This window comes from Robiginitalea insularis (assembly GCF_052497835.1).
The window spans coordinates 2,803,668-2,824,133 of record NZ_CP199296.1 but is presented as its reverse complement, the minus strand read 5'-3'; the positions used below and the strand labels follow the sequence as shown (position 1 = coordinate 2,824,133).

12 protein-coding genes are annotated in these 20,466 nt (G+C 46.8%); 1 reads left to right on the top strand and 11 read right to left on the bottom strand.

Features of this window, described 5'->3' with window-relative positions:
- Positions 1–48: 48 nt before the first annotated feature.
- Complete coding sequence (locus ACT6NV_RS12775; RefSeq protein ID WP_445384832.1) at positions 49–411, bottom strand: DUF4870 domain-containing protein; 363 nt, start codon at positions 409–411, stop codon at positions 49–51.
- A gap of 201 nt (positions 412–612) precedes the next feature.
- On the opposite strand from ACT6NV_RS12775, the gene mnmE reads away from it, so the two are divergent.
- On the top strand, positions 613–2,004 hold the full coding sequence (gene mnmE / locus ACT6NV_RS12770) for a tRNA uridine-5-carboxymethylaminomethyl(34) synthesis GTPase MnmE (RefSeq protein ID WP_445384831.1): 1,392 nt from the start codon (positions 613–615) through the stop codon (positions 2,002–2,004).
- A 76-nt stretch (positions 2,005–2,080) separates the two neighbouring features.
- Here mnmE and ACT6NV_RS12765 read toward each other — a convergent pair whose 3' ends face one another.
- From ACT6NV_RS12765 to ACT6NV_RS12720, 10 genes are all read right to left on the bottom strand, one after another.
- Positions 2,081–2,971, bottom strand: coding sequence for a glycoside hydrolase family 17 protein (locus ACT6NV_RS12765; RefSeq protein WP_445384830.1), 891 nt, complete (start codon positions 2,969–2,971; stop codon positions 2,081–2,083).
- A gap of 38 nt (positions 2,972–3,009) precedes the next feature.
- Entirely contained in the window at positions 3,010–4,572 is a 1,563-nt protein-coding gene (locus ACT6NV_RS12760) for an MFS transporter (RefSeq protein WP_445384829.1), read from the bottom strand.
- Between the two features lie 27 nt (positions 4,573–4,599).
- Positions 4,600–6,057: a glycoside hydrolase family 30 protein gene (locus tag ACT6NV_RS12755; RefSeq protein WP_445384828.1), complete on the bottom strand. Its 1,458-nt coding sequence runs from the start codon at positions 6,055–6,057 to the stop codon at positions 4,600–4,602.
- A 46-nt stretch (positions 6,058–6,103) separates the two neighbouring features.
- Complete coding sequence (locus ACT6NV_RS12750) at positions 6,104–7,291, bottom strand: glycosyl hydrolase family 17 protein (protein ID WP_445384827.1); 1,188 nt, start codon at positions 7,289–7,291, stop codon at positions 6,104–6,106.
- Positions 7,292–7,443: 152 nt separating this feature from the next.
- The gene (locus ACT6NV_RS12745) at positions 7,444–9,192 is read right to left on the bottom strand and encodes a glycoside hydrolase family 3 protein (RefSeq protein ID WP_445384826.1); all 1,749 of its coding nucleotides are present in this window, start codon (positions 9,190–9,192) and stop codon (positions 7,444–7,446) included.
- Positions 9,193–9,442: 250 nt separating this feature from the next.
- The gene (locus ACT6NV_RS12740; RefSeq protein ID WP_445384825.1) at positions 9,443–13,618 is read right to left on the bottom strand and encodes a PKD domain-containing protein; all 4,176 of its coding nucleotides are present in this window, start codon (positions 13,616–13,618) and stop codon (positions 9,443–9,445) included.
- Between the two features lie 12 nt (positions 13,619–13,630).
- Positions 13,631–14,512 carry a glycoside hydrolase family 16 protein gene (locus ACT6NV_RS12735; protein WP_445384824.1) on the bottom strand — a complete coding sequence of 294 codons (882 nt, stop codon included), beginning with the start codon at positions 14,510–14,512 and terminating at the stop codon, positions 13,631–13,633.
- Positions 14,513–14,545: 33 nt separating this feature from the next.
- A complete protein-coding gene (locus tag ACT6NV_RS12730) occupies positions 14,546–15,985 on the bottom strand; it encodes an Ig-like domain-containing protein (RefSeq protein ID WP_445384823.1) in 1,440 nt (479 codons plus the stop codon).
- Between the two features lie 11 nt (positions 15,986–15,996).
- Positions 15,997–19,176, bottom strand: coding sequence for a glycoside hydrolase family 2 TIM barrel-domain containing protein (locus tag ACT6NV_RS12725; protein WP_445384822.1), 3,180 nt, complete (start codon positions 19,174–19,176; stop codon positions 15,997–15,999).
- Positions 19,177–19,467: 291 nt separating this feature from the next.
- Positions 19,468–20,376, bottom strand: coding sequence for a helix-turn-helix transcriptional regulator (locus ACT6NV_RS12720; RefSeq protein ID WP_445384821.1), 909 nt, complete (start codon positions 20,374–20,376; stop codon positions 19,468–19,470).
- Between the last annotated feature and the right edge of the window lie 90 nt (positions 20,377–20,466).

The following is a 20,466-nucleotide window of genomic DNA, read 5'->3' as shown; positions in this document are numbered from 1 at the left end:
GGTTCCTTTTTTAAGCAATTCTTAAAAAGTCAACAACCAATATAAATACTAACTAATAAACGGTATCGTCATAAAATAGCTGGGCGACTCGTCCTGACCAGCCCGTACCGCATTTACTATGGGCATTACAAAGCCCAGGATCAAAGTTCCTATCAGGGTTAATATTCCCAGACCCAACAACAAGATAGCCGGAATGCTGAGGATCGCATAGAGTAATAGGCTCAGCTGCAGGTTTACGGCTGCCTTTCCATGCTCGTCCATCCCAATTACCCGGTTGCGGGTACTAAGCCAGAGCACCAGTGGCACTATCAGCCCCCCAAAACCGATAAGGTAAGACAGCAGCTGGGTAAGGTGCATCACACTGAGTAAAGGCCTGTCTTCCCTCAGGCCGCTTTCGGAAACTATTTGCATTTTTTGATGGATTTTAGGGTTTTAATTATGTGTCGCAAAAATTTATAAAATGTTACATCCCCGTACAACAGATTCCCAGTTTCCACTAGTAAAAGGGAAACTGTATTCCTTTGATCAGACTATATAATTAGTCGTAATTTTGCAATAATACTGGATATAGGGTTTTAATTTAAATCGAATACAAAATCATGCATAAGGGCTATGTATACTGAGGAACCCATCATCGCACTCTCCACCCCTTCCGGTGCCGGCGCCATTGCCGTTATCCGGATTTCAGGTAAGGACGCTGTTGCTATTGTGGCCAAACAATTCAAGGCCGCCAGCGGGGCAGATCTGGCCGCTGTAAAAAGCCATACCATCCACCTGGGAGGGCTTTATGACGGGGATCGGATGATCGATGAGGTATTGGTATCGGTATTTATAGCCCCGCGCTCTTATACAGGGGAAAACGTGGTGGAGATCTCTTGTCATGGATCTCCCTACATCCAGCAGGAAATCCTGCAGTTGTTTTTAAAGAAGGGCTGCCGTATAGCCAAAGCAGGTGAATTTACACTGCGCGCCTTTGTAAACGGAAAAATGGACCTCAGCCAGGCGGAGGCTGTTGCCGACCTGATTGCCTCTGAAAATGCCGCCAGCCACCAAATAGCTTTGCAGCAGATGCGGGGCGGGTACAGTTCAGAGATTAAGGATTTGCGGGAGCAAATGATCCACTTTGCCTCTATGATTACGCTGGAACTTGATTTTTCCGGGGAAGACGTGGAGTTTGCGGACCGTACGGAGTTTTATGCATTGTTAGATAAGCTTAGTGAACTGCTAAAAAAGCTCATCGATTCCTTTGCCATGGGTAATGTCCTTAAAAAGGGAATCCCCATTGCCATTGCAGGGCGGCCCAATGTAGGCAAGTCCACCCTTTTAAATGCCCTGCTGAAGGAAGACAAAGCAATTGTCAGTGAAATAGCCGGGACCACCCGCGATGCCATTGAAGATGAAATGGTTATTGAAGGGATTGGCTTCCGCTTTATCGATACTGCAGGCATACGGGAGACTACCGATGTTGTGGAGCATATCGGGATACAAAAGACCCGTGAAAAAATGGCCAAGGCCCGGATCATCCTCTATATGCTGGACGGGAGCAAGCTTACAGATTCCAGGCTGGAGGAGGCTGTTGAGGAGCTTTCGGAACTTGCGGCTACTTATCCGGAAATCCCAAGGCTGACCCTGGTCAATAAAAAAGACCTGATGGATGAGCCAATGCAGCAAAAAGCTTCAGAAAAGTTTGAGGATGTGCTGTTCCTTTCTGCAAAGGAAGGGAAGGGGCTTAAAGCCTTGGAAGAGCGATTACTGAGCTTTGTAAACAGGGGCCTGCTTACCAATAATGACCCCATAGTCAGCAATACGAGGCATTTTGAAGCCCTGAACAATGCCCTCGAGGCGGTTGGGAAAATAAAAGAAGGAATGGAGGCGGAAGTACCCTCAGACCTCGTGTCCATTGACATCAACCAGGCATTGTATCACCTGGGGGAAATAACCGGGGAGATCAGTTCGGACGACCTGCTGGGAAATATCTTTTCGAATTTCTGTATCGGGAAGTAATTCCAGAACCAGAATGCATAAAAAAAGACCTGAAGTAGTAAATACTACCCCAGGTCATTTCTGCAGATATTAGATATCAGAATTTTAGCTGCTCATCTTTGTCCCAAAGGCCCCAATAGGCCCCTACGTCTCCCTCGGCCCCTACTTTCCAGGATTCGTCAAAGGAAGAGAAGTAGAAAATTTCAATATCGTCTTCAGCCGCCCATTTCTGGGTGTTGATAAAATACTTCAGGAAATTTTCATATCCGGGATAGGCCCCTTCCAGACTGGATCCCTGGCTGGGCCAGCCCGTCTCGGAAATAATGACCTTTTTGCCGTTCCCTGCCCGGATAGCCCGGTTAAACATATCTTTCATATAGAGGATGGAATAGTCCAGGTCACAGCCTTCCCAAAAGGGGTAGCAGTTTGCCAGGATTACATCACAGGCCTCCGTAATCCGGGGTCTTTCAGCAAATTCGTAATAGGCATCCACATAGGCCACTGGAATACCCGTACCCGCGTCCTTTACCTGCTGGATAAAGCCCAATAGCTCATCTTCAGTGAGATCGCCACGCAGCATGACCTCATTTCCAACCGCCGCTATATCCACAAAGCCTTCTTTGGCCAGTTGAATAAGGTTTTCCACTTCCTGCCGGTTGATATCCGGGTCGTCGCCCAACCAGGCGCCCACCATGGTCTTAATACCGTACTCCCTGGCAATCCTGGGGATGGCTTCGTTCCCTTCGGTACAGGAAAAGGAGCGAATCCATTGGGTATAGGGCTGTATGATTTTCATGCGCCTGTGGATCTGCTCTTCAGAAATCCGGTCTCCCGGTTTCTGCCCTTCCATATAAGGGCTGAAACATAGCCCGTGCATACCTTCTTCCAATACCTTCCGGCTGATCTCCTGTAATTCCTCTTTATTTTTCCCGGCGAAATCAAGGTTAGCCAGCGCCAGGAATTTTTCTTTTCTATTTGAAAACGACATAATATTTAAACTTGTTAGTTAGTTGGTTCTTCTTTGTTTTACAATTCCCCCCTGCGCTTTATCAGCTCTGCTTTAATTTCACGGGCACGCTCTTCATTCAGGCTGTAGGTATACATTACCCAGATTGCCAGGGCCGCCGTAACCGAGGGAATAACAATGTCTGCAATTCTGAGGTTGTTCATGGTTTCCAAAGTCTGGGTTTCAGCATCGGAGATAAAACCTACCAGTTTCAGAACCAAACCTCCCAGTACCAGGGCAATAGCCTGGCCTAATTTTACCATCCACCAGTAGATGGCCCCAAAAGTTCCTTCTTTTCGAGGCATCCCGTTTTTCAGCTCATCCAGGTCGCATACATCAGCGGTCATACTCATCATCAGTGTAAATAGTCCTCCCAAGCCAAAAGCCATCAATGGAATAGGGATAAAGATTAACCAGGGAGCCCCCTGGCTGGTATCAATGCTAAACCAGGACATCCCTACACTTTCCAGGAAGGGATTCAAATAATCAAAAAGAGCTCCGACCCCACTATTCAGGGATTGCCCGAGGCTGGTTTGGTTGAATTTGTCATTCAGCGACGTCTCAAAGCCCCACCACTTCAGGAGATAACCGATAATAGAAAGCACCGTAGATATGATGAAAGCCTTTCGTTTGCCCCATTTATCAGACATCTTGGATATGATGGGAATTACCACAAAGGCTGTCAGGACGGCCGTTATGGTTGAAAACCAGGCTGGCCAGGTTCCGGCTGCTCCATAGTCTCCGTTAAACATGTAAAAGACAATGATATAAACACTGAAGGCGGCCACCATTTGAAATCCATTGAAAACCAGGAAAGTTGCCCCACAGAGTTTCATAAAAGGTTTGTTCTTGGAAACCTCTTTGATTCCCTTAAACAGATCTTTAAGGTTGCTCAATAAGGTCTTGAAGGATATTTTTTTTCGGTTTTCCATATTCCTTGCGTCTATCCCCTTACAAAAAATAGCTGGCAAAATCCCGAGAACAATACAAACCCCGGCCACAATCATGGATAACTGACGTACGCCCACCGCCTGGGTTTCAAAGATTTCAGGATCGGCAATAATCACCCAGAACCAGGGTACGACCATCCAGGCTATCTGCCCCATGGTATTGGCAAAGGCCATTAATCTTGTACGTTCGTTGTAGTCGGAAGTCATTTCGTATCCCAGCCCGACAAGAGGGGTGGCATACATAGTGTTTCCGATCAGGAATACCATTGAAAATATCAGGAAATACCAGAAATTATAGGTTTGGGAGTTGTTTTCGTCCAGCTGCCAGAGTACTGCAAACAAAATTCCACTGAGGATTGCCCCAATAAAAATATAAGGACGTCTGCGCCCCCAGCGGGAATTGGTGTTGTCCGAAATAAAACCCATAATGGGATCCGTCAGGGCATCAAAGATTCGCGGGAGTCCTCCCAGCAATCCTGCCAGGAAAGGGTCCATTCCAAAGGCCGTAAGCAGGAAAAACATAAAGAATCCCAGGGCTCCGGGCAGCAGGTTCAGGACCAGGTGTCCTGATCCGAAAGCCATCTTCTGGCCGATTGGCACCTTATCCTTGGCAGCGGTTTTGTAAGTAGACATATCGTTTGGTTTTAGGTTTTATAGGTTTTATTCTTGGTTAGCTGGTATTACTATTGTCTGTATCGCCTGAGCATCAATTTGAGTAGTCCTGGAGGCTTCTCCCAGTTTAAGGCTAACGGCCTTTTTATTCATGGTCTGATTCAGCATCACCACAACTATAGAACCATCCGGGTTTTCAGCAGCGGTAAGCAATAAATCCTTATCATTGAGCTCAAACCCGATCCGCCTGGCTCCCGGACGAATAAACCGGCTGAAATGGCTCATGGTGTAATATAGCGGGGTAAAATAAACCTCATCCTGCTCCGGGTCTACAATTACCGGGGCCACACACCAGTTTTCAAACCAATTGGGGCCGCCCTGCCGGTCCAGTACCATATTCCAGTCTATCCAGCCATCCACCCAGTTATTCATGCATCCGATGATATCCCTGGCATAGCGATATACCGGAACGTATTTAGGGTGTAAGGGCTTGTCCTTTTCCGGAGCCCAGTCCCAACCCCAGTCTGTTGCTTCTTTGGACCAGTACCAGGCATCATCCTGCCACTTGGGCACCTCCGCATCCACACAGGCCTCAGACTGTATCAAATACTTGGAAGGGGCTTTCTGGTGAGCGTATTGCAAGGCTTCCGGAAACACTTCAAAAGTACTGGCATACCAGTGAATGGCCGTCCCGTCAAAATATTTCACGGCCTCAGGGTCCCTGTACATCTCATCTACCCATTCTTCAAGGTGTTCCCTGTTCTGGTCATAGCCCAGTATTTTAACATCATGGCCTGCTTCTTCTAATTTTGGCCCGAGGAAATCAACCACAAAGTCGGTCATTTCCTTTGGGCTGAAGTGCATACTCTCCCAGTTCTGGTCATTTCCAAGCGGTTCGTTTTCAACGGTAAGCCCCCAGATATCTATTCCTTCTGCCTTGTAAGCTTCCAGGTATTTTGAAAAGAACAGTGCCCAGGTATCCCGGTATTCGGGCAGGAGTTTTCCACCCCTCCAATCATTGTTGTCTTTCATCCAGGGTGGGGCCGTCCATGGGGATGCCACAATTTTAAACCCATCTTCCGAAGCAGCCATGGCTTCCCTGATCATCGGCAGCAGGTCTTCCCGGTCTTCGTCAATTGAAAAATGCTCCAGTTCGGTGTCTCCGGCTATTGGGGCATAGGAGTAATTACTGAGTGAAAAATCACAGGAGTTCATATGGGTCCGGGTGAGCGAATAACGCGCACCATCCGGCCCAAAATAAGCCTGTATAATTGCTTTGCGGTTGTCCGGGCCCAGTTGATTGAGCAGATAGGCCGAAGCCTCCGTAAAAGAGCCTCCAAAACCGGTAATGGTCTGAAACTTTTCAGCAGGCTTTAGGTTTACTTCGATCGGGGTATCGGCCTGACCTTGAAGTTGAACGGTAGTTAACTGATTTCCGGCAGCTGAAGTCTCAAATACACTAAGTTGCAATTCTTTCTCTGTAGCGCATCCTAAGGCTATTCCCATAAGCAGAAGTAAAAGATATATTTTTAGATGGGTTCTCATTGTGGTATTAGTGAGGTATGGTTTGTTCTCTTCGTGTTGGGGGAACCTGTACCTCCAGCATTAAGGAGTCTTTATTCCCCTTATAAGTTTTGGTTATGGGTTTGTTATTACGCCCAAGCCCTTTAAAGACCCCCTGGTCTACCAGGTCCCAAAGCGGATATTTGGCTTTACCATCCACTGTTAACAGGCCAAAATGGTTTTCGGATCCCTTTTTATTGTGCGGGTCTTTCCATTTTTCGCTAAATGCTTCAAAATAAAAACAAGAGATACCTTCAGCCTCCGTCCATTCGCGCATGAGTTCATGGTACCGGCCTTGCTTATATTCATCGGTTGCCCTGGAGCCCTTGGGTCCGTAATGCCCGTCAGAAACACTGGCCCAGCCGGTTTCTCCTATATGGATGGGTTTGTCTACCCCCAGGCTGCTTACATAGTCTGAAACGGCCTGGTACTGCCCCTGGGCAAAAGCCAGGGCGCGCTCCATGGCGTTATCTATTTTTTCCAGGTCGGAAAGGCCTTCCTCTTCTTCGGGTACTCCCCAGAATTCAGGATTGTAATGGGTATTGTGGTAGGGATAGGTATGCATGGAAACATAGTCTACCGCTTTGATCAGGGCTTGGAGGTCTTCGGTATGGTACTCGGGGTCTCCCCCACCCCAGGAAGCAAAATCATCGGAACAGGTAATCCAGAGGTCTTCGGGCAGCTCTCCCTTTTTCTTCATTTCCTGCAAATGGTTGACCCATTTGAGGATCACCCAGGGCTGCACATAATAACTGGCTGCCCATTTTACCATAGCCTCGTTTCCTACCGCCAGAACTTTTATGATATCCGGGTATTCTCTTGCCAGTTTGGCAGCCCGCTCAATTTCACCTTCATTTTGCTCGCTCTCTACCTCATGGTCGGGCTCCATATCGGTCCAGGCATTCTTGCAATCGATCCAGGCTCCCAGCATTACATACATCTCGAAGTCCGGATCTACCTCCTTTAATTCCTTTATGGCCTTCACCACATTGGAGGCATGCGGGAGCTGCACATTATAAGTCCTTAAAATCCGGATACCCATGGCATGGAGTATTTTCATGTCTTCCTTCAATTCGGCCACAGTAGGCTGTGTCTCACGACTAACCTCCCGGTACCCCCCATAGGAGATGGCGCGATATTCCGGGTTTCCCAATATATCCTTAGCGGTAATGTTCATAGTTGCTTGTTCGGTTGCTTTTGGTTCGTTTTGATTCTTACATCCGGTCAGAAATACAAAAGTCAGACAAAATATTCCAATTCTTGCTAAACTGTTCATTTCTACCTGTGTTAGATAAATTTATTACTCATTTAATTATGCGGGCCATGTGCCTAATCCGAATATTCCAACCCGTAACCAAACGGAAATAGTGCTGTTGGTTCCTGATCCCATAGATTGGGACCATACTTACCGTTGTAATTATCTTGTGTGGCCGGCCAACTGTGCGGCAATTTACCGATAAAGTTGTATTTGCCAAAGAGCACTTCTGCTATTCCGTCTCCTTCCGAGCCCGGGAGCCAGGCAGCTAAAAAGGCATCTGATTGCTCGATTTGATCTGTAACTACCAAAGGCCTGCCGGAGATCAGGATTACTACCGTTTTTACTCCTTGTTGCTGATAATGGCTGATATAGCGTTTATGTTCTGCTGAAAGGACCAGCTCCAATTCATTTGAATCATGGCCAATATCTCCGAAAAATTCGGCATAAGGGGGTTCCCCCACGCAGATAATTGCAAGGTCTGCATCCGAATGATCTTCTTCAGCATTGGCGTCATATACCACTTTTCCCTCAGCCTTTTGTCTGATACCCTCCAGAATGCTGGTAGATCCTTTGTATCCTTCTTTGGTTCCCTGCCAATTAATGGTCCAGCCCCCGGATTGTAGGCCGGCACTATTGGCGTGTTCCCCGACCACCACAATTTTTTTGGTTTTTGGGCTAACAGGCAGGGTTTGTCCTTTATTTTTCAGCAATACCAGGGATTCCCTGACCGCCTGCCGGGCTACATCCCTGTGAGCGGGAATACCAATCTTTTCCAAAAGACCGTGGTCAGGAAAAGGGTTTTCAAAAAGGCCCAGGCGGAATTTCTGGCGCAGGATGCGCCGTACGGCATCGTCTATACGGGAAAGGGATACTTTTCCTTCCTCCACGGCTGCCTTCAGGCCATTGTGGAACAGTTCGAAATCCCCGTCTGTGGCCATGACCATGTCTATACCTGCATTGATAATTTCGTATTCCCCGAATCTGGAATAGGCCTTCCAGTCCGATACGACCATCCCTTCAAATTGCAATTCTCCTTTCAGGATTTCTGTAATCCACCTCTTGCTGGCGTGCAGGGGCACACCCTTAAAAGTATTAAAGGAAGCCATTACCGAGCCCACTCCGCTTCTGACAGCCGCCGCATAAGGAGGAAGTAAATATTTCCGGATTGCTGCTTCAGAAAGGGAAGTCTCCCCTCCTTCCACGCCGTAATCGGTAGAGCCATCACCAATGTAATGTTTGGCGGTGGCCATTAATTTAATTGTATTTCCGTCCGCACCCTGATGGCCTGTAACGGATGCCTGGCATAATTTTTCGGTAAGTTCAGTGCTCTCAGAAAAGGCCTCATATACCCTGCCCCATTTTTCATTTAAGGGGATGGCAATGCAAGGCGAAAAGACCCAGTTAAATCCCGTGGCACGAGTCTCCAGGGCTGTTATTTCAGCTGCCCTTTCAACCAGTTTTGCATTGCGGCTGGCGCCCAAACCTATATTATGGGGAAAAATGGTGGCTCCTTCAAAGGTATTCTGCCCATGAACGGCATCTACACCAAAGAGCAGTGGAATCCCCAGTGGGGAGTTTAGCGCCTTTTCCTGTAATTTGCGAAAGGTCTGCTGCCACCCGGCAGCCGTTTCTCCCGGCAGGGGGCCCTGTGTATGGATAATGGACCCGATATGCCCCTTGTCCAGGTAGTTTTCCAGGACAGGATCAAAATGGCATACCTGTGTCATCTGCCCGATCTTGTCTGAAAGGGACATGTTGGACAACAAAGAGTCTATCTTTTTATCAATACCTGAAACACTATTTCTTTCTCGATCTGACATTTTAATTTCAGCGGGTTGTTACAGATGATTATTGGAACAAGCCATTAAGATTTTTGTAAACGCAAAACCAGGACATTCAATCCGATAATAGTTTGTGAGTAAAGTAAAGCTGCACGCTTTGTGGCTACATCCTTGCTCTGTTACAAATTACAGTTTTTTGACTTTTTCTGGGAGGACTCATTGAAAAAGGTCAGATTAGGATAATTAATACTGACCTTTTTCTCTGAATCAAGATTACTATTTATGCATTTTATTGCTGTGTGATATCATCAATATAGTAGGTCTCTCCTCCAGCTGGATCCGTTCCCCAATCAGCATTCAATACCATACGGGTATATGAATAACTGGATTGTGCCGGAGTAGTTGAAAAGTCAAAAGTCAGCGTTACCCATTCATTTGCATTGGTCGCTGTCTGGAAAATTTCGTAAGCTGGAGGATCGATTACTCCTGGCTCCTGCTCCAGACGCATACGTACGGAAATATTGGGTTTGGGTGACCATATCCTGATTGTAAAGATCAAACCATTGGCTAAGTTGATATCAGGTCCATTGAGAGTTTGATCTGAATTAATCCCAGCGAAGAAAGGAACTCCTGCTGGCTTAGTCATTTCCAGAACTTTGGAAGACGGGTTGCCAGTGGTCTGCGGATTATCAATGACCGCAACAGTGGCACCTTCAAAAGCATTAAAAAACAGTGCTCCGTCTTCAAAATCCAATGGGAAAGTAGCTGAGGTACCCCCTCCACCACCTCCACCGCCAGAAGCGACTTGCTCGATGTCATCCATGTAGAAAGTACCCGAAGTGCTTCCAGGACCATCCACAAATAAAACCAGCGTTGTAAACTGAGCCGAAGTAGTGAATGTGAAAGTCAGTTCTTCCCAGCCACCACCTGAGTGATTTGCCGTGGTTTCTACAGGAGCTCCTGCTCCTTCAAATTTCAACAATACCGGGACCGCAACATTTGAATAAAACTTCATTTTTATTTGTTTGTCCGTAGCAAAATCCACAGGGCTAGCCAAGTTAAAGGCCCCGCCTTCAAAAGGTCCACCACTGTTTACAATCTGTCCAACCTTGGATGCCACATTGTTGACTCCGGATAAATCCGGATTGTCCACTACACTGTAGGATGCACCATTAAAGGTGGAAAAAGTATAGGCTACTCCAGGGTCATCAAAGCTTATCGGCAATTCAGGTGCTGCCGGGGCAGGTGGTCCGGATCCTTGTTCTATATCGTCTATATAAAAGGTTTCACCGCCGGCCGGATCTGTATCCCAATCAGCATTAAGCACAAGGCGAGTGTAAGAAAAACTCGACTGTGCCGGGGTGGTTGAAAAGTCAAAAGTGAGCGTAACCCATTCATTTGCTGCCCCGGATGTCTGAAAGATTTCATAGGCTGGTGGGTCTATAACTCCAGGTTCCTGCTCCAGTCTCATTCGAACATTGATATTCGGTTTTGGAGACCAGATCTTCATAGTAAAGACCAGGCCATTCGCAAGGTTGATATCCGGGCCATTCAGAGTCTGATCTGTGGTAATTCCAGCAAAGAAAGGAACTCCTGCAGGCTTGGTCATTTCCAGAACTTTGGAAGATGGGTTGCCGGTGGGTTGAGGATTATCAATGACCGCAACAGTAGCGCCTTCAAAAGCACTAAAAAACAATGCTCCATCTTCAAAATCCAGTGGGAAGGTAGCCGTGGTGCCACCGCCACCGCCACCTCCAGCCGGAACCTGTTCGATGTCATCCATGTAGAATGTACCGGCTGTAGCTCCAGGGCCATCTACAAAGAGGACCAGGGTACTGAACTGCTCGGATGAAGTAAAAGTCCAGGTTATCTGTTCCCAACCACTACCCGTATGATTCGCAGTAGTCTCGATTGGAGCACCTGCACCTTCGAACTTCAGCAATATCGGAACAGCCGTGGTTGACCAGAACTTCATGGTAATGGCTTTATCTGTAGAAAAATCAACAGGCGTATCCAGTGTAAAGGCTCCTCCTTCAAAGGCAGCACCAACATTGACAATCTCCCCAACTTTAGAAGCTACCGCATTTACACCTGATAAATCCGGGTTGTCCACAACACTATAAGAGGCCCCATTAAAGGTTACAAAATCGTAATTCACATTGGTATCATCGAAGCTAATAGGCAGTTCGAGAGAAGCTGTGGTTCCGCCACCGCCAGCCGGAACCTGTTCGATGTCATCCATGTAGAATGTACCGGCTGTAGCACCAGGGCCATCTACAAAGAGGACCAGGGTACTGAACTGATCGGATGAAGTAAAGGTCCAGGTTATCTGTTCCCAACCACTACCCGTATGATTCGCGGTAGTCTCGATTGGAGCACCTGCACCTTCAAACTTCAGCAATATCGGGACGGCAGTGGTTGACCAGAACTTCATGGTAATGGCTTTATCTGTAGAAAAATCAACAGGCGTATCCAGTGTAAAGGCTCCTCCTTCAAAGGCAGCACCAATATTGACAATCTCCCCAACTTTAGAAGCTACCGTATTTACACCTGATAAATCCGGGTTGTCCACAACACTGTAAGAGGCCCCGTTAAAGGTTACAAAATCATAATTCACATTGGTATCATCGAAGCTAATAGGCAGTTCGAGAGAAGCCGTGGTTCCGCCACCGCCATCTGAATACAATGTGAAATCATCAAAATAGTAGGTCGCCCCGCTATCTGTGTTGATATCGAAGAACAATACAATCTTGTCATAGGTGCCACTGGCAGCCGCCGAGAAGTCAAAAGTAAGTTCCTCCCATGCGTTCGCCGTGGTAGTTACGGCTCCAACCTCTGAATTGACTGCTGGATTGGTTTTATCTTCCAATTTAACCAGCACATTGGTTCCCACTACCGGGGCCCAGACTTTTAATTTAAAGCCATCATTGGCGTCAAAATCGAATTTAGAATCAAACAAGATTTGATTGTTGGCAAAGGGTAAGGAGTTGTCTCTAACCACTTGTGCAACTTTACAGCTAGGGTTAACGGTATTGTCCGTATCCGGATTGTCAATATAGCTGTAAGCCGCTCCATCGCTTACGATGGCAGCACCCGGATCCGTCTGGAAGGTAATATTCAAATCCGCAGCACTTAAGGACTGCTCGGTCTCAGCCGTACAGGTTGCCCCGCTGCCAGCCGTATATAATCCAAAGTCATCAAAATAGTAGGTCGCCCCGCTATCTGTGTTGATATCGAAGAACAATACAATCTTGTCATAGGTGCCACTGGCAGCCGCCGAGAAGTCAAAAGTAAGTTCCTCCCATGCGTTCGCCGTGGTTGTTACGGCTCCAACCTCTGTATTGACTGCTGAATTGGTTTTATCTTCCAATTTAACCAGCACATTGGTTCCCACTACCGGGGCCCAGACTTTTAATTTAAAGCCATCATTGGCGTCAAAATCGAATTTAGAATCAAACAGGATTTGATTGTTGGCAAAGGGCAAGGAGTTGTCTCTAACCACTTGTGCAACTTTACAACTAGGATTAACGGCATTGTCCGTATCCGGATTGTCAATATAGCTGTAAGCCGCTCCATCGCTTACGATGGCCGCACCAGGATCTGTTAAGAAAGTAAGGTTGAAGTCTGCAGCATCCAGCGATTGGGCTGTTTCTGCTGTGCACTCTCCGCCTCCACCTCCGGCTGAAGCTACCTGCTCAATATTATCTATATAAAAAGTACCTGCTGTTGTTCCCGCACCGTCTGCGAACAAAGTCAGTCGGGAATAGGAAGCAGAAGAAGTGTAATCAAAGGTAAGGGTCTCCCAGCCAGAACCTGTATGGCTGGCGGTGGTTTCCACTGCGGCTGCCGAACCTTGTTCCAGTTTGGCAAGAACATCTATAGCCACTTCTGAATAAAACTCTATTTGAATTGTTTTATCATCCGTAAGGTCTATGTCTTCAGCCAGGTCAATAAAAATCCCTTCAAAAGTTGCACCGCTGTTGGTTAGCTCCCCCACTTTGGAAGTTGCTGCATTTTTGGCCGTTTTAGCCGGATGATCCTCCACGATGGCAAAGGCCGCTCCGTCAAATGCCGTTATATTGTAAATAGTATTGGTCCCATCAAAGTTGATCGGCAGGGAGGCCGGAATCCGTATCGTAATGGAAAGGGCATCTTCTGCCGAATCGGATGCACCGGAAGAATTGGTTGCTACCAGCGATACGGTATAACTTCCGGAAGCCGAATAGGTTTTAAATGGGTTTACTTCCGTTGAACTGCTTCCATCCCCGAAATCCCATGCATAGGTCCGGGCATCCTCAGAGAGGTTGATAAAGGATACTGTACCGGTATCTTCGTTAACCGTATAAGTGAAGGCGGCAGTTACCGTGGGAAACATATTCTCCACATCGGTACATCCCAGCCCGAGAATCGAAAGTGCAAAGGCCCATAAAGAGAACCGTTTGGCAAGTTTTAGTACTTGTTTCATAGTCTTCATTTTTTAGTTTAGTCCGTTATATTTATAAGCCCTCACATAGTCTACAACCATGGTCTGAGGAAAATTCGTTTCTGCATCTGGCGAGCCCACGAAAGTGCCCCCCACCGCTACGTTTAAAATAAAATAGAAATCATTGTCAAAAACCCATTCAGCATCATCGGGAAGGTCTTCAGGGGTAATCTGGTTGTATAGTACATCGTCTATATAGTAATTTACATAGTCCGGACCCCATTCAATGCCATAGACATGAAAACCTGTATCCATACGATCATTGGGAAGGGTAAACTCCTTTGAAATGGCTTCTCCGCCCGAGTAGCCCGGGCCGTGGAGACTTCCGATAAGCAGGTTCGGATTCTGACCCCTCATTTCCAAGATATCGATTTCGCCAATAAAGGGCCAGATCTCAGTTGGGCTGTCTTCCACCCCAAGCATCCAGAAAGCCGGCCAGATTCCCTGACCATAGGGTGTTCGGATGCGGGCTTCAAAACGGCCATAGGTTTGTTGAAAGAGCCCTTTGGTCAAAAGCCGTGCAGAAGTATATCCGGATCCCTGGAAGCTTTCCTGTCTTGCTGTAATAATCAGAAAGCCATTATTAACCACCACATTTTCGGGTCTGTCCGTATAATACTGTAATTCCTGGTTTCCCCAGCCATCGCCGTTGGGGCCATTTCCGATATTGTAATCCCAAATAGAAGGATCTGGGGCGCCATCGGTATCAAATTCATCCTGAAAAGTAAGTTCAGTAAAATTGGTCACTTTTTGTTCATCCTCATAATCACAACCCATTGCTATTGAAATAAGGAGTAGTAATGAAAGAACGATAGCAATGTGCTGCCATCGGCTCTCTGAATACTCATTTTGGAGATTGACTATTGACGTTTTCATCTTGTTTGTCTTATTCATATTGTTTTTTTAAGCCTACTCGTTGTAGAAGTAAATGTTGTCCACCACAATGCTGGAAATGCCACCTGAAGCGAATACAAACTGAGCGAGGTTGGCTCTGGCCCCGCTTACAAAGCCGCTTAAACCTCCTCCGGTATTATTTGTAAAGCTGGAAATTGGGATATCGAAACTGACCCAGTTACCGCTTGTAAGTTCTCCACTTGAGATAGTATAGCCTCCTCCAGTATCATTGCCGCCGCCAAATGTTCCGTCGGGCCCGAAATCTATCAACTCCAAAATAAGGGTGTCACTGGGATCAATGGCCTCATCGGTTCGGATATCTACGTGCAGGACGGTCATCCCGGAAACATCAACCGTTGGATTCGTAAAAGAAGTAGCTACAAAATTCAGGTTTTCGTAAATGAGGATTTGGTCAATCCCTAAATCAACTAGCCCTCCGGTTGTTGTCTGCCCGCCGAAGAAGCCATTGTAGTTGTCTACAGCAATATTGTCATAAGCTTCACTGAAAATGGAAATCACATCAGCAGGATCTCTTACCGGAGGTTCGGGTGCAAAATCGAAACTACCTTCCACGGTAAGGGTCGCAGACCCTTTGGCCTTTACACCGGCCAGGGTAGCTGTTATTTCTGTCGTACCTATACCTACAGGGGTAAGCACTCCTAATTCAGAAACCAGTACCACCCCTGGGTTGGAAGAGGCAAAATCAAAATATGACGGTGCCGCCTGTACAGTTTGATTGCCTCCTGAAGCCAGGTTAAAGGTCTGGGTAAGACCTTCCCTAGGGATATTTCCCTGAATATCTATAAATGCCGGTGCTTCTAAATCTTCTCCCCCAAAAATAGCAGGCTGGGGCTGTGCTACTGTACCCAGTTTCTCGAATTTTAATTCATCAATCCAGAAACTGTAACCATCTCCGCCTTCAGGCCCTTCTGCATACCAGAACAGACCTTTTTCCATAGTAAGTTTAAACGGATCTGGTATAGGTATCACATATTTTGTCCAGGCGGTGCTGATACGGAGGTTTTGTTTGGTTACCAGATACTTGTTTTCCCCAAAGTCATTCCCAAAACCAATTTCATTGATAGTTGCCGCCTTTGAAGCTTTAGCCCAAAAAGTAAGGGCATCGTAATCGGAAAGATCACGCCCCCCCATATCCGGAAAGATCGCTCCGGCAAAGGATCCTGCCGGATCACCAAAATTAGGTACATCAAACCGCATAGAGGCCGAACCTTCATAAACTGTTTCCGTATCCACAGAAAAAGCGTCCAGTTTAGAGCCCTGAAAGGGTAGGTATTCCAGCCCGCCACTAAAGCCGTCTATAAAAATTTCTGCATTTTGCGGAAAAGTGGCGAATTCTACCTGGTCGGACACTTCCCGCTCGCATGCCGTTGCAATTACAAGCAAAACGCCGAGAATTAAGCTATTTTTCAGATAATTAAATCTTCTGTATTTCATCTTGCTATTTTTTATTTACCAATGTTAATATGGATGTAGGTGCGGATTTCCCATTCCGTACCAAAGTCAAAACCTACCGGGCTGATGATGGAGTCATCGGCAAACTCTTCTGCTGCATTCGGCGCGTATCGGTTTGAAAACTCATTCAGTGAGCGCCAGGTCCCCCTTATCCCTATTTGCGTATTGGGCAATATAAACCAGTCTGGTTTCCCCAAAGTAGTAGACAGGTCCAGCATTAACTGAACCGGAAAAGTCAGGTTAAAATCCCTGTGGTAATCAAAGGGACCCCAGTCATTGATCTTGAAGGAGTGCTGTACCTTTATGTTTTTATAGAGCATCCGGATATCTCCTCCTACCCTTTCAATTAGACGTTCATCGCTACCTCGGGCCTGGTCGTTTCCAAAATACAGGTTGGCAATCAGACCAAACTCTGAATCGATCTTGGAGACGATTCGCGCATGGGTTTCCCACAGGTCCTGGGCCGGAACGGAGTTTGGGAAGGCAAACAAGGTACGTGAATCCAGAAAACCAATCGCAGCGTCCATCGCAGTAGGATGGTGCCTGTATACAAAACCGGCACTTACCGCCAACTTGGCATCCTCTGCGCGGTCGTTATCCCATTCGTACATCCAGGTCCCCGGAGTAGGGTCCCAGGTAAGCAGGAGCTCGCCGGCAACCATCTCCCGGTTGGCCCGTACCACAAAGGGATCCGCCAGAATATTCCGCAGCCTTCCCGGACCCTGAACATCATTTGGCATTGGGCCAACGATGGGTTTTTGCCACAGGAAGTTGGGCGCTATTTGCACATTTCCAATGGTATAGGTAAACCCGGAAAGGAAATTAGTCTGGTTCCCGCTTCCGCTGTCTTTAAGGCGCCAGCCGGTAAAGGTTTTGATTTGATCCGCACCACCGCCAGCAACCAGGCCTTGTACAGCCCCCTGGGCATACCAGTTGAATTTACCACCTGAATAGGTGATTTTTGCTTTTGCCCCCCAGTTGTCCTCGTCGTTCACCTCGTCTGTGTAAACGATATATTTGGAGGCTGCATCCGGGTTGTCCGGGTCGTAGGCCGGATTATCTTCTGTAAACTGGAATTCCCGTCCATTCAGGGGTTGTCCACCCCAGATCCCACCTACTTCAACATTGAAATCCCCCAATTCACGTTCTACATGGATGGTGGCACGGCGGGTCTGTGGCATGGGTACCGCCAGAGAAGAAACAATGGTCCCGAAATCATCTATGTCTTCATGGAAGACCCCGGTTACCCCAAATTTACCAAGCTTGGTATGGTATTTTACCAGCACGGCCGGGTTGGCCCCCCACCAAAGTTGAGGCCCGAAGGCCGCCTTAAATCCTTTTAAGGCGCGTTTTCCATCTATCTCCATTCCTGATATCTCCCCATTATAGATATCCAGGTTGGGCCCGTAATTTGCTTCCGGATACAGCCCGAAAAAATCCCCTTCATACCCCCAGTGGTAGTGGCCGGTACGGTAAAAGCCGCGCAATTCAAAGTCTTTTGCATTCCAGTTATAGGAGGCGCTGTAAACCTGTACGCGGTTAAAATCATTTAAAACAACCTCCCCGTCTTCTGCCGTATTAACGACTACTGGGCGCCCACGGTTTTCATAAAAAATTTCATCTATAGGGTTGGTCGCCACATTCCCCAGGATATTGAAAGTTACCTCGGCGCTCATATTGGCAGATGGATTTCCCTCAATTCCTACAAAATAGGACTGCATATGGTCAAAACCCAGCTCATTCGGGTAGGTAGAGCGATCAGTGGGATCAGCAGACTCCGGGGTAGTAATAAGGCTGCCCCCTGTATTAAAGGTTGTAAAGCGGGCCTCCATCCGGCTTACCCGTAACATGCTACTGCTCTCGCCTGCAAGGGCCGCCTTGTCTCCACGCGCCTGCAAAACGGCTTCGGTAAGGTCTATGTTAGAAAAGTATGTTTCCACAAACCCTTCAGTGACCCCTTCGGCATACGGGTCCATCAGATGGGCTTGTTTAAGCGCGTAGTAGGCTGCCCTTGGGTACAGTTCATATAACCCCCGGCTGTCGGTTTGCCCTTTGGCGCAAATCCCGAACCACTCCTCATTCATGTTGTTAGCGCCCGGTGCCAGGTCTATTGAATAGCCTCCGTTAGACCAGGAGGCATTGTTATCGTGAACGTCAGCATTTTTACGTTCGTCAAAACCATATTTCCACCACCCGTCGCTGAATTGGAAGGTAAACCCTCCTATGGAGTTCTCTGCTTTACCGAGCCCGGCAGCATTGGCATAAATCTCCTTCCAGTTCCCTACCATATAATAGGCCTGGGATTTCTGGTCTTCCTGGTTGGTGATGGCGTTATAGGCATCCGCCCCGAATTCTGTGAACATCAGGGGCATATCCAGCTTTTCTTTAACCACCTCGAACATGTCGGTAAAGGAAACCCCGCGGTAGGTGTTGGTTCCGTAAATATCCACATCTTTACATTCCTCAGCCACTATATCTATAAAGAGAACGTCTCCGTTACAGATGGCTACCGGATGCGAGGTGTCCAGGCTTTTCATGAGCTTGGCAGCCTCGTTCATTAATCGGTACATGGGGCGGCCGCGATTTTCTCCAACGAAGGCTTTTTCCTGGTCGTCATCCGGAAAATCTTCGGTCTCCGCTCCCTGCCAGAATAGTCCGTAGTTATTTTCATTACCCAATAAGTATAACAAGAGGCCCGGGGTGTTCTGGTATTCTTTTGCCAATTGCTCCACTTCAGATAAAAGGAATTCCTGAGTCTTGGGATCCGAATAATCCGTAATGGGCGTCCAAACCCCGTCCAGGGTAAGCCCATACCTCCCAAAGGAATGGTTGAGCATGGTATAGATCCCGTAATTTTCATAAATGTATCTGATCCAGCGAGCGGGAACCCCGGTATACTGACGGATCACATTTACATTCATGTTCCTTAGCAGTGACATTTCATGATCCAGTCCGGCTCTGATAATGTCATCGGGCTTTTTCCAGAACTCCGCATTGACCGTATTGGTCCCGATTGGGATATAGTCCCAATTCATCCCGTTGATCATAAAGTCTTCCCCATTGACTACCAGTTTCATCCCATCCTGGGATTTTACTACTTCTACCTGGGCTTTCTGGGAAAATGCCATGGAGGTAAAAACCAGTAGCAATAAGCTGAGAATAGTGTTCTTCATGTTATTCCTGTTTAATTGATTTGGTCCGAGGCATCCTATTGCAATGGAATGTCGGCTTTATGAGAAAAGTTTTTTTACATTTTCAGAATCCTAAATATATAGCCAATTATTAAGGATTTCACATTTTTTACCTCAACAAAAAATATACATCAAAATTTAAATCCAATTTTATTATCAAATTGATAATTTATCGATAAACAGCAAATAACCCGGTTATATGGTAAAGCGTTGTAGAAAGGACTCAAATCCTGTATAGGTAATGTATGGTTATAAGGCTAACCCTGAATAGCCTCAGAGATCAAGAATATACTTCACAAGGTTGTCTTCGGGTGAAAGATTCATCTTTTTTCGAAGCCTGTAACGCTTTATTTCCAGGCTTCTTACGGAAATATTGAACAACGGGGCGATTTCCTTGGAGGCAAGGTTCAGGCGCAAATAAGCACACAGGCGAATATCATTGGGAGTGAGATTTGGATGCGCCTTCTTTAATTTCTTGAGGAACTTCTGGTCTGCATTATTAAAAGCTTCCTTAAAGAGTTCCCAGTCGTCAGACTGGTTGAGGTCACGGTCTATCTGTCGTATTATAGACTTTATTTGTTCAGGAGCTCCCGGCAGGGATCTGAGTTCTTTCTTTACACGTCCTAATAATTCATTTTTCCGGACCAGCATTAGGGTCATTGCAGCTAATTCCTTGTTTTTGTTACCTACCTCCTTGCTGAGTTTTAGGTTTTCAGCATTGATCTTATCCTTAAACTTTTGGAATATCTTAATTTCTGCTTTCCTTTCGACTCCATCCTTGTTACGCCGTTTTCGCCACAGGTTACCCTGATAGGTGACAAATACAACCGCAATAAATAAAGCTAGTATCAGGAGGTAAAGCAAGGTATTCGGACCGGACATATTAAAGGTATTGGCAGCTATCGAATGGAACCCTGCTGTATTCTTTAGAAAAGGACGTCTTCCAAAAGCCGGAACCTCGGGCCACGTAATCTTATTCTCCAGGTTCTCAATGTTAGTCCCAGTAATGGATCCTGGTTGTTTACCTGATAGCTTACAACTTTCCTGAAAATTCCACCCAACCTGATGCAGTGCTAACCCGTCTGAAATGGATAGATCCTGGAAGTATGGAATTTCATGCCTCAACACTAAAGGACTAACAGCAAAGAAGGTCGCCAGTATAATAAGACGAAGAAAATTCATTTGCAAATCTGTGTGATTTTAAGGGGGGTAAGGTGGTTTGCACTATAAAGTTAAGACTTTATTTGTGGACAATAAAAATCATTCCATCCG

Excerpts from the sequence above, each read along its gene's own strand:
- ACT6NV_RS12745 (WP_445384826.1), bottom strand. The coding sequence starts at position 9,192 with ATGTCAGATCGAGAAAGAAATAGTGTTTCAGGTATTGATAAAAAGATA.
- ACT6NV_RS12740 (WP_445384825.1), bottom strand. The coding sequence starts at position 13,618 with ATGAAACAAGTACTAAAACTTGCCAAACGGTTCTCTTTATGGGCCTTT.
- ACT6NV_RS12720 (WP_445384821.1), bottom strand. The coding sequence starts at position 20,376 with ATGAATTTTCTTCGTCTTATTATACTGGCGACCTTCTTTGCTGTTAGT.
- ACT6NV_RS12765 (WP_445384830.1), bottom strand. The coding sequence starts at position 2,971 with ATGTCGTTTTCAAATAGAAAAGAAAAATTCCTGGCGCTGGCTAACCTT.
- ACT6NV_RS12725 (WP_445384822.1), bottom strand. The coding sequence starts at position 19,176 with ATGAAGAACACTATTCTCAGCTTATTGCTACTGGTTTTTACCTCCATG.
- ACT6NV_RS12735 (WP_445384824.1), bottom strand. The coding sequence starts at position 14,512 with ATGAAAACGTCAATAGTCAATCTCCAAAATGAGTATTCAGAGAGCCGA.
- ACT6NV_RS12775 (WP_445384832.1), bottom strand. The coding sequence starts at position 411 with ATGCAAATAGTTTCCGAAAGCGGCCTGAGGGAAGACAGGCCTTTACTC.
- ACT6NV_RS12730 (WP_445384823.1), bottom strand. The coding sequence starts at position 15,985 with ATGAAATACAGAAGATTTAATTATCTGAAAAATAGCTTAATTCTCGGC.
- mnmE (WP_445384831.1), top strand. The coding sequence starts at position 613 with ATGTATACTGAGGAACCCATCATCGCACTCTCCACCCCTTCCGGTGCC.
- ACT6NV_RS12755 (WP_445384828.1), bottom strand. The coding sequence starts at position 6,057 with ATGGGAATAGCCTTAGGATGCGCTACAGAGAAAGAATTGCAACTTAGT.
- ACT6NV_RS12750 (WP_445384827.1), bottom strand. The coding sequence starts at position 7,291 with ATGAACATTACCGCTAAGGATATATTGGGAAACCCGGAATATCGCGCC.
- ACT6NV_RS12760 (WP_445384829.1), bottom strand. The coding sequence starts at position 4,572 with ATGTCTACTTACAAAACCGCTGCCAAGGATAAGGTGCCAATCGGCCAG.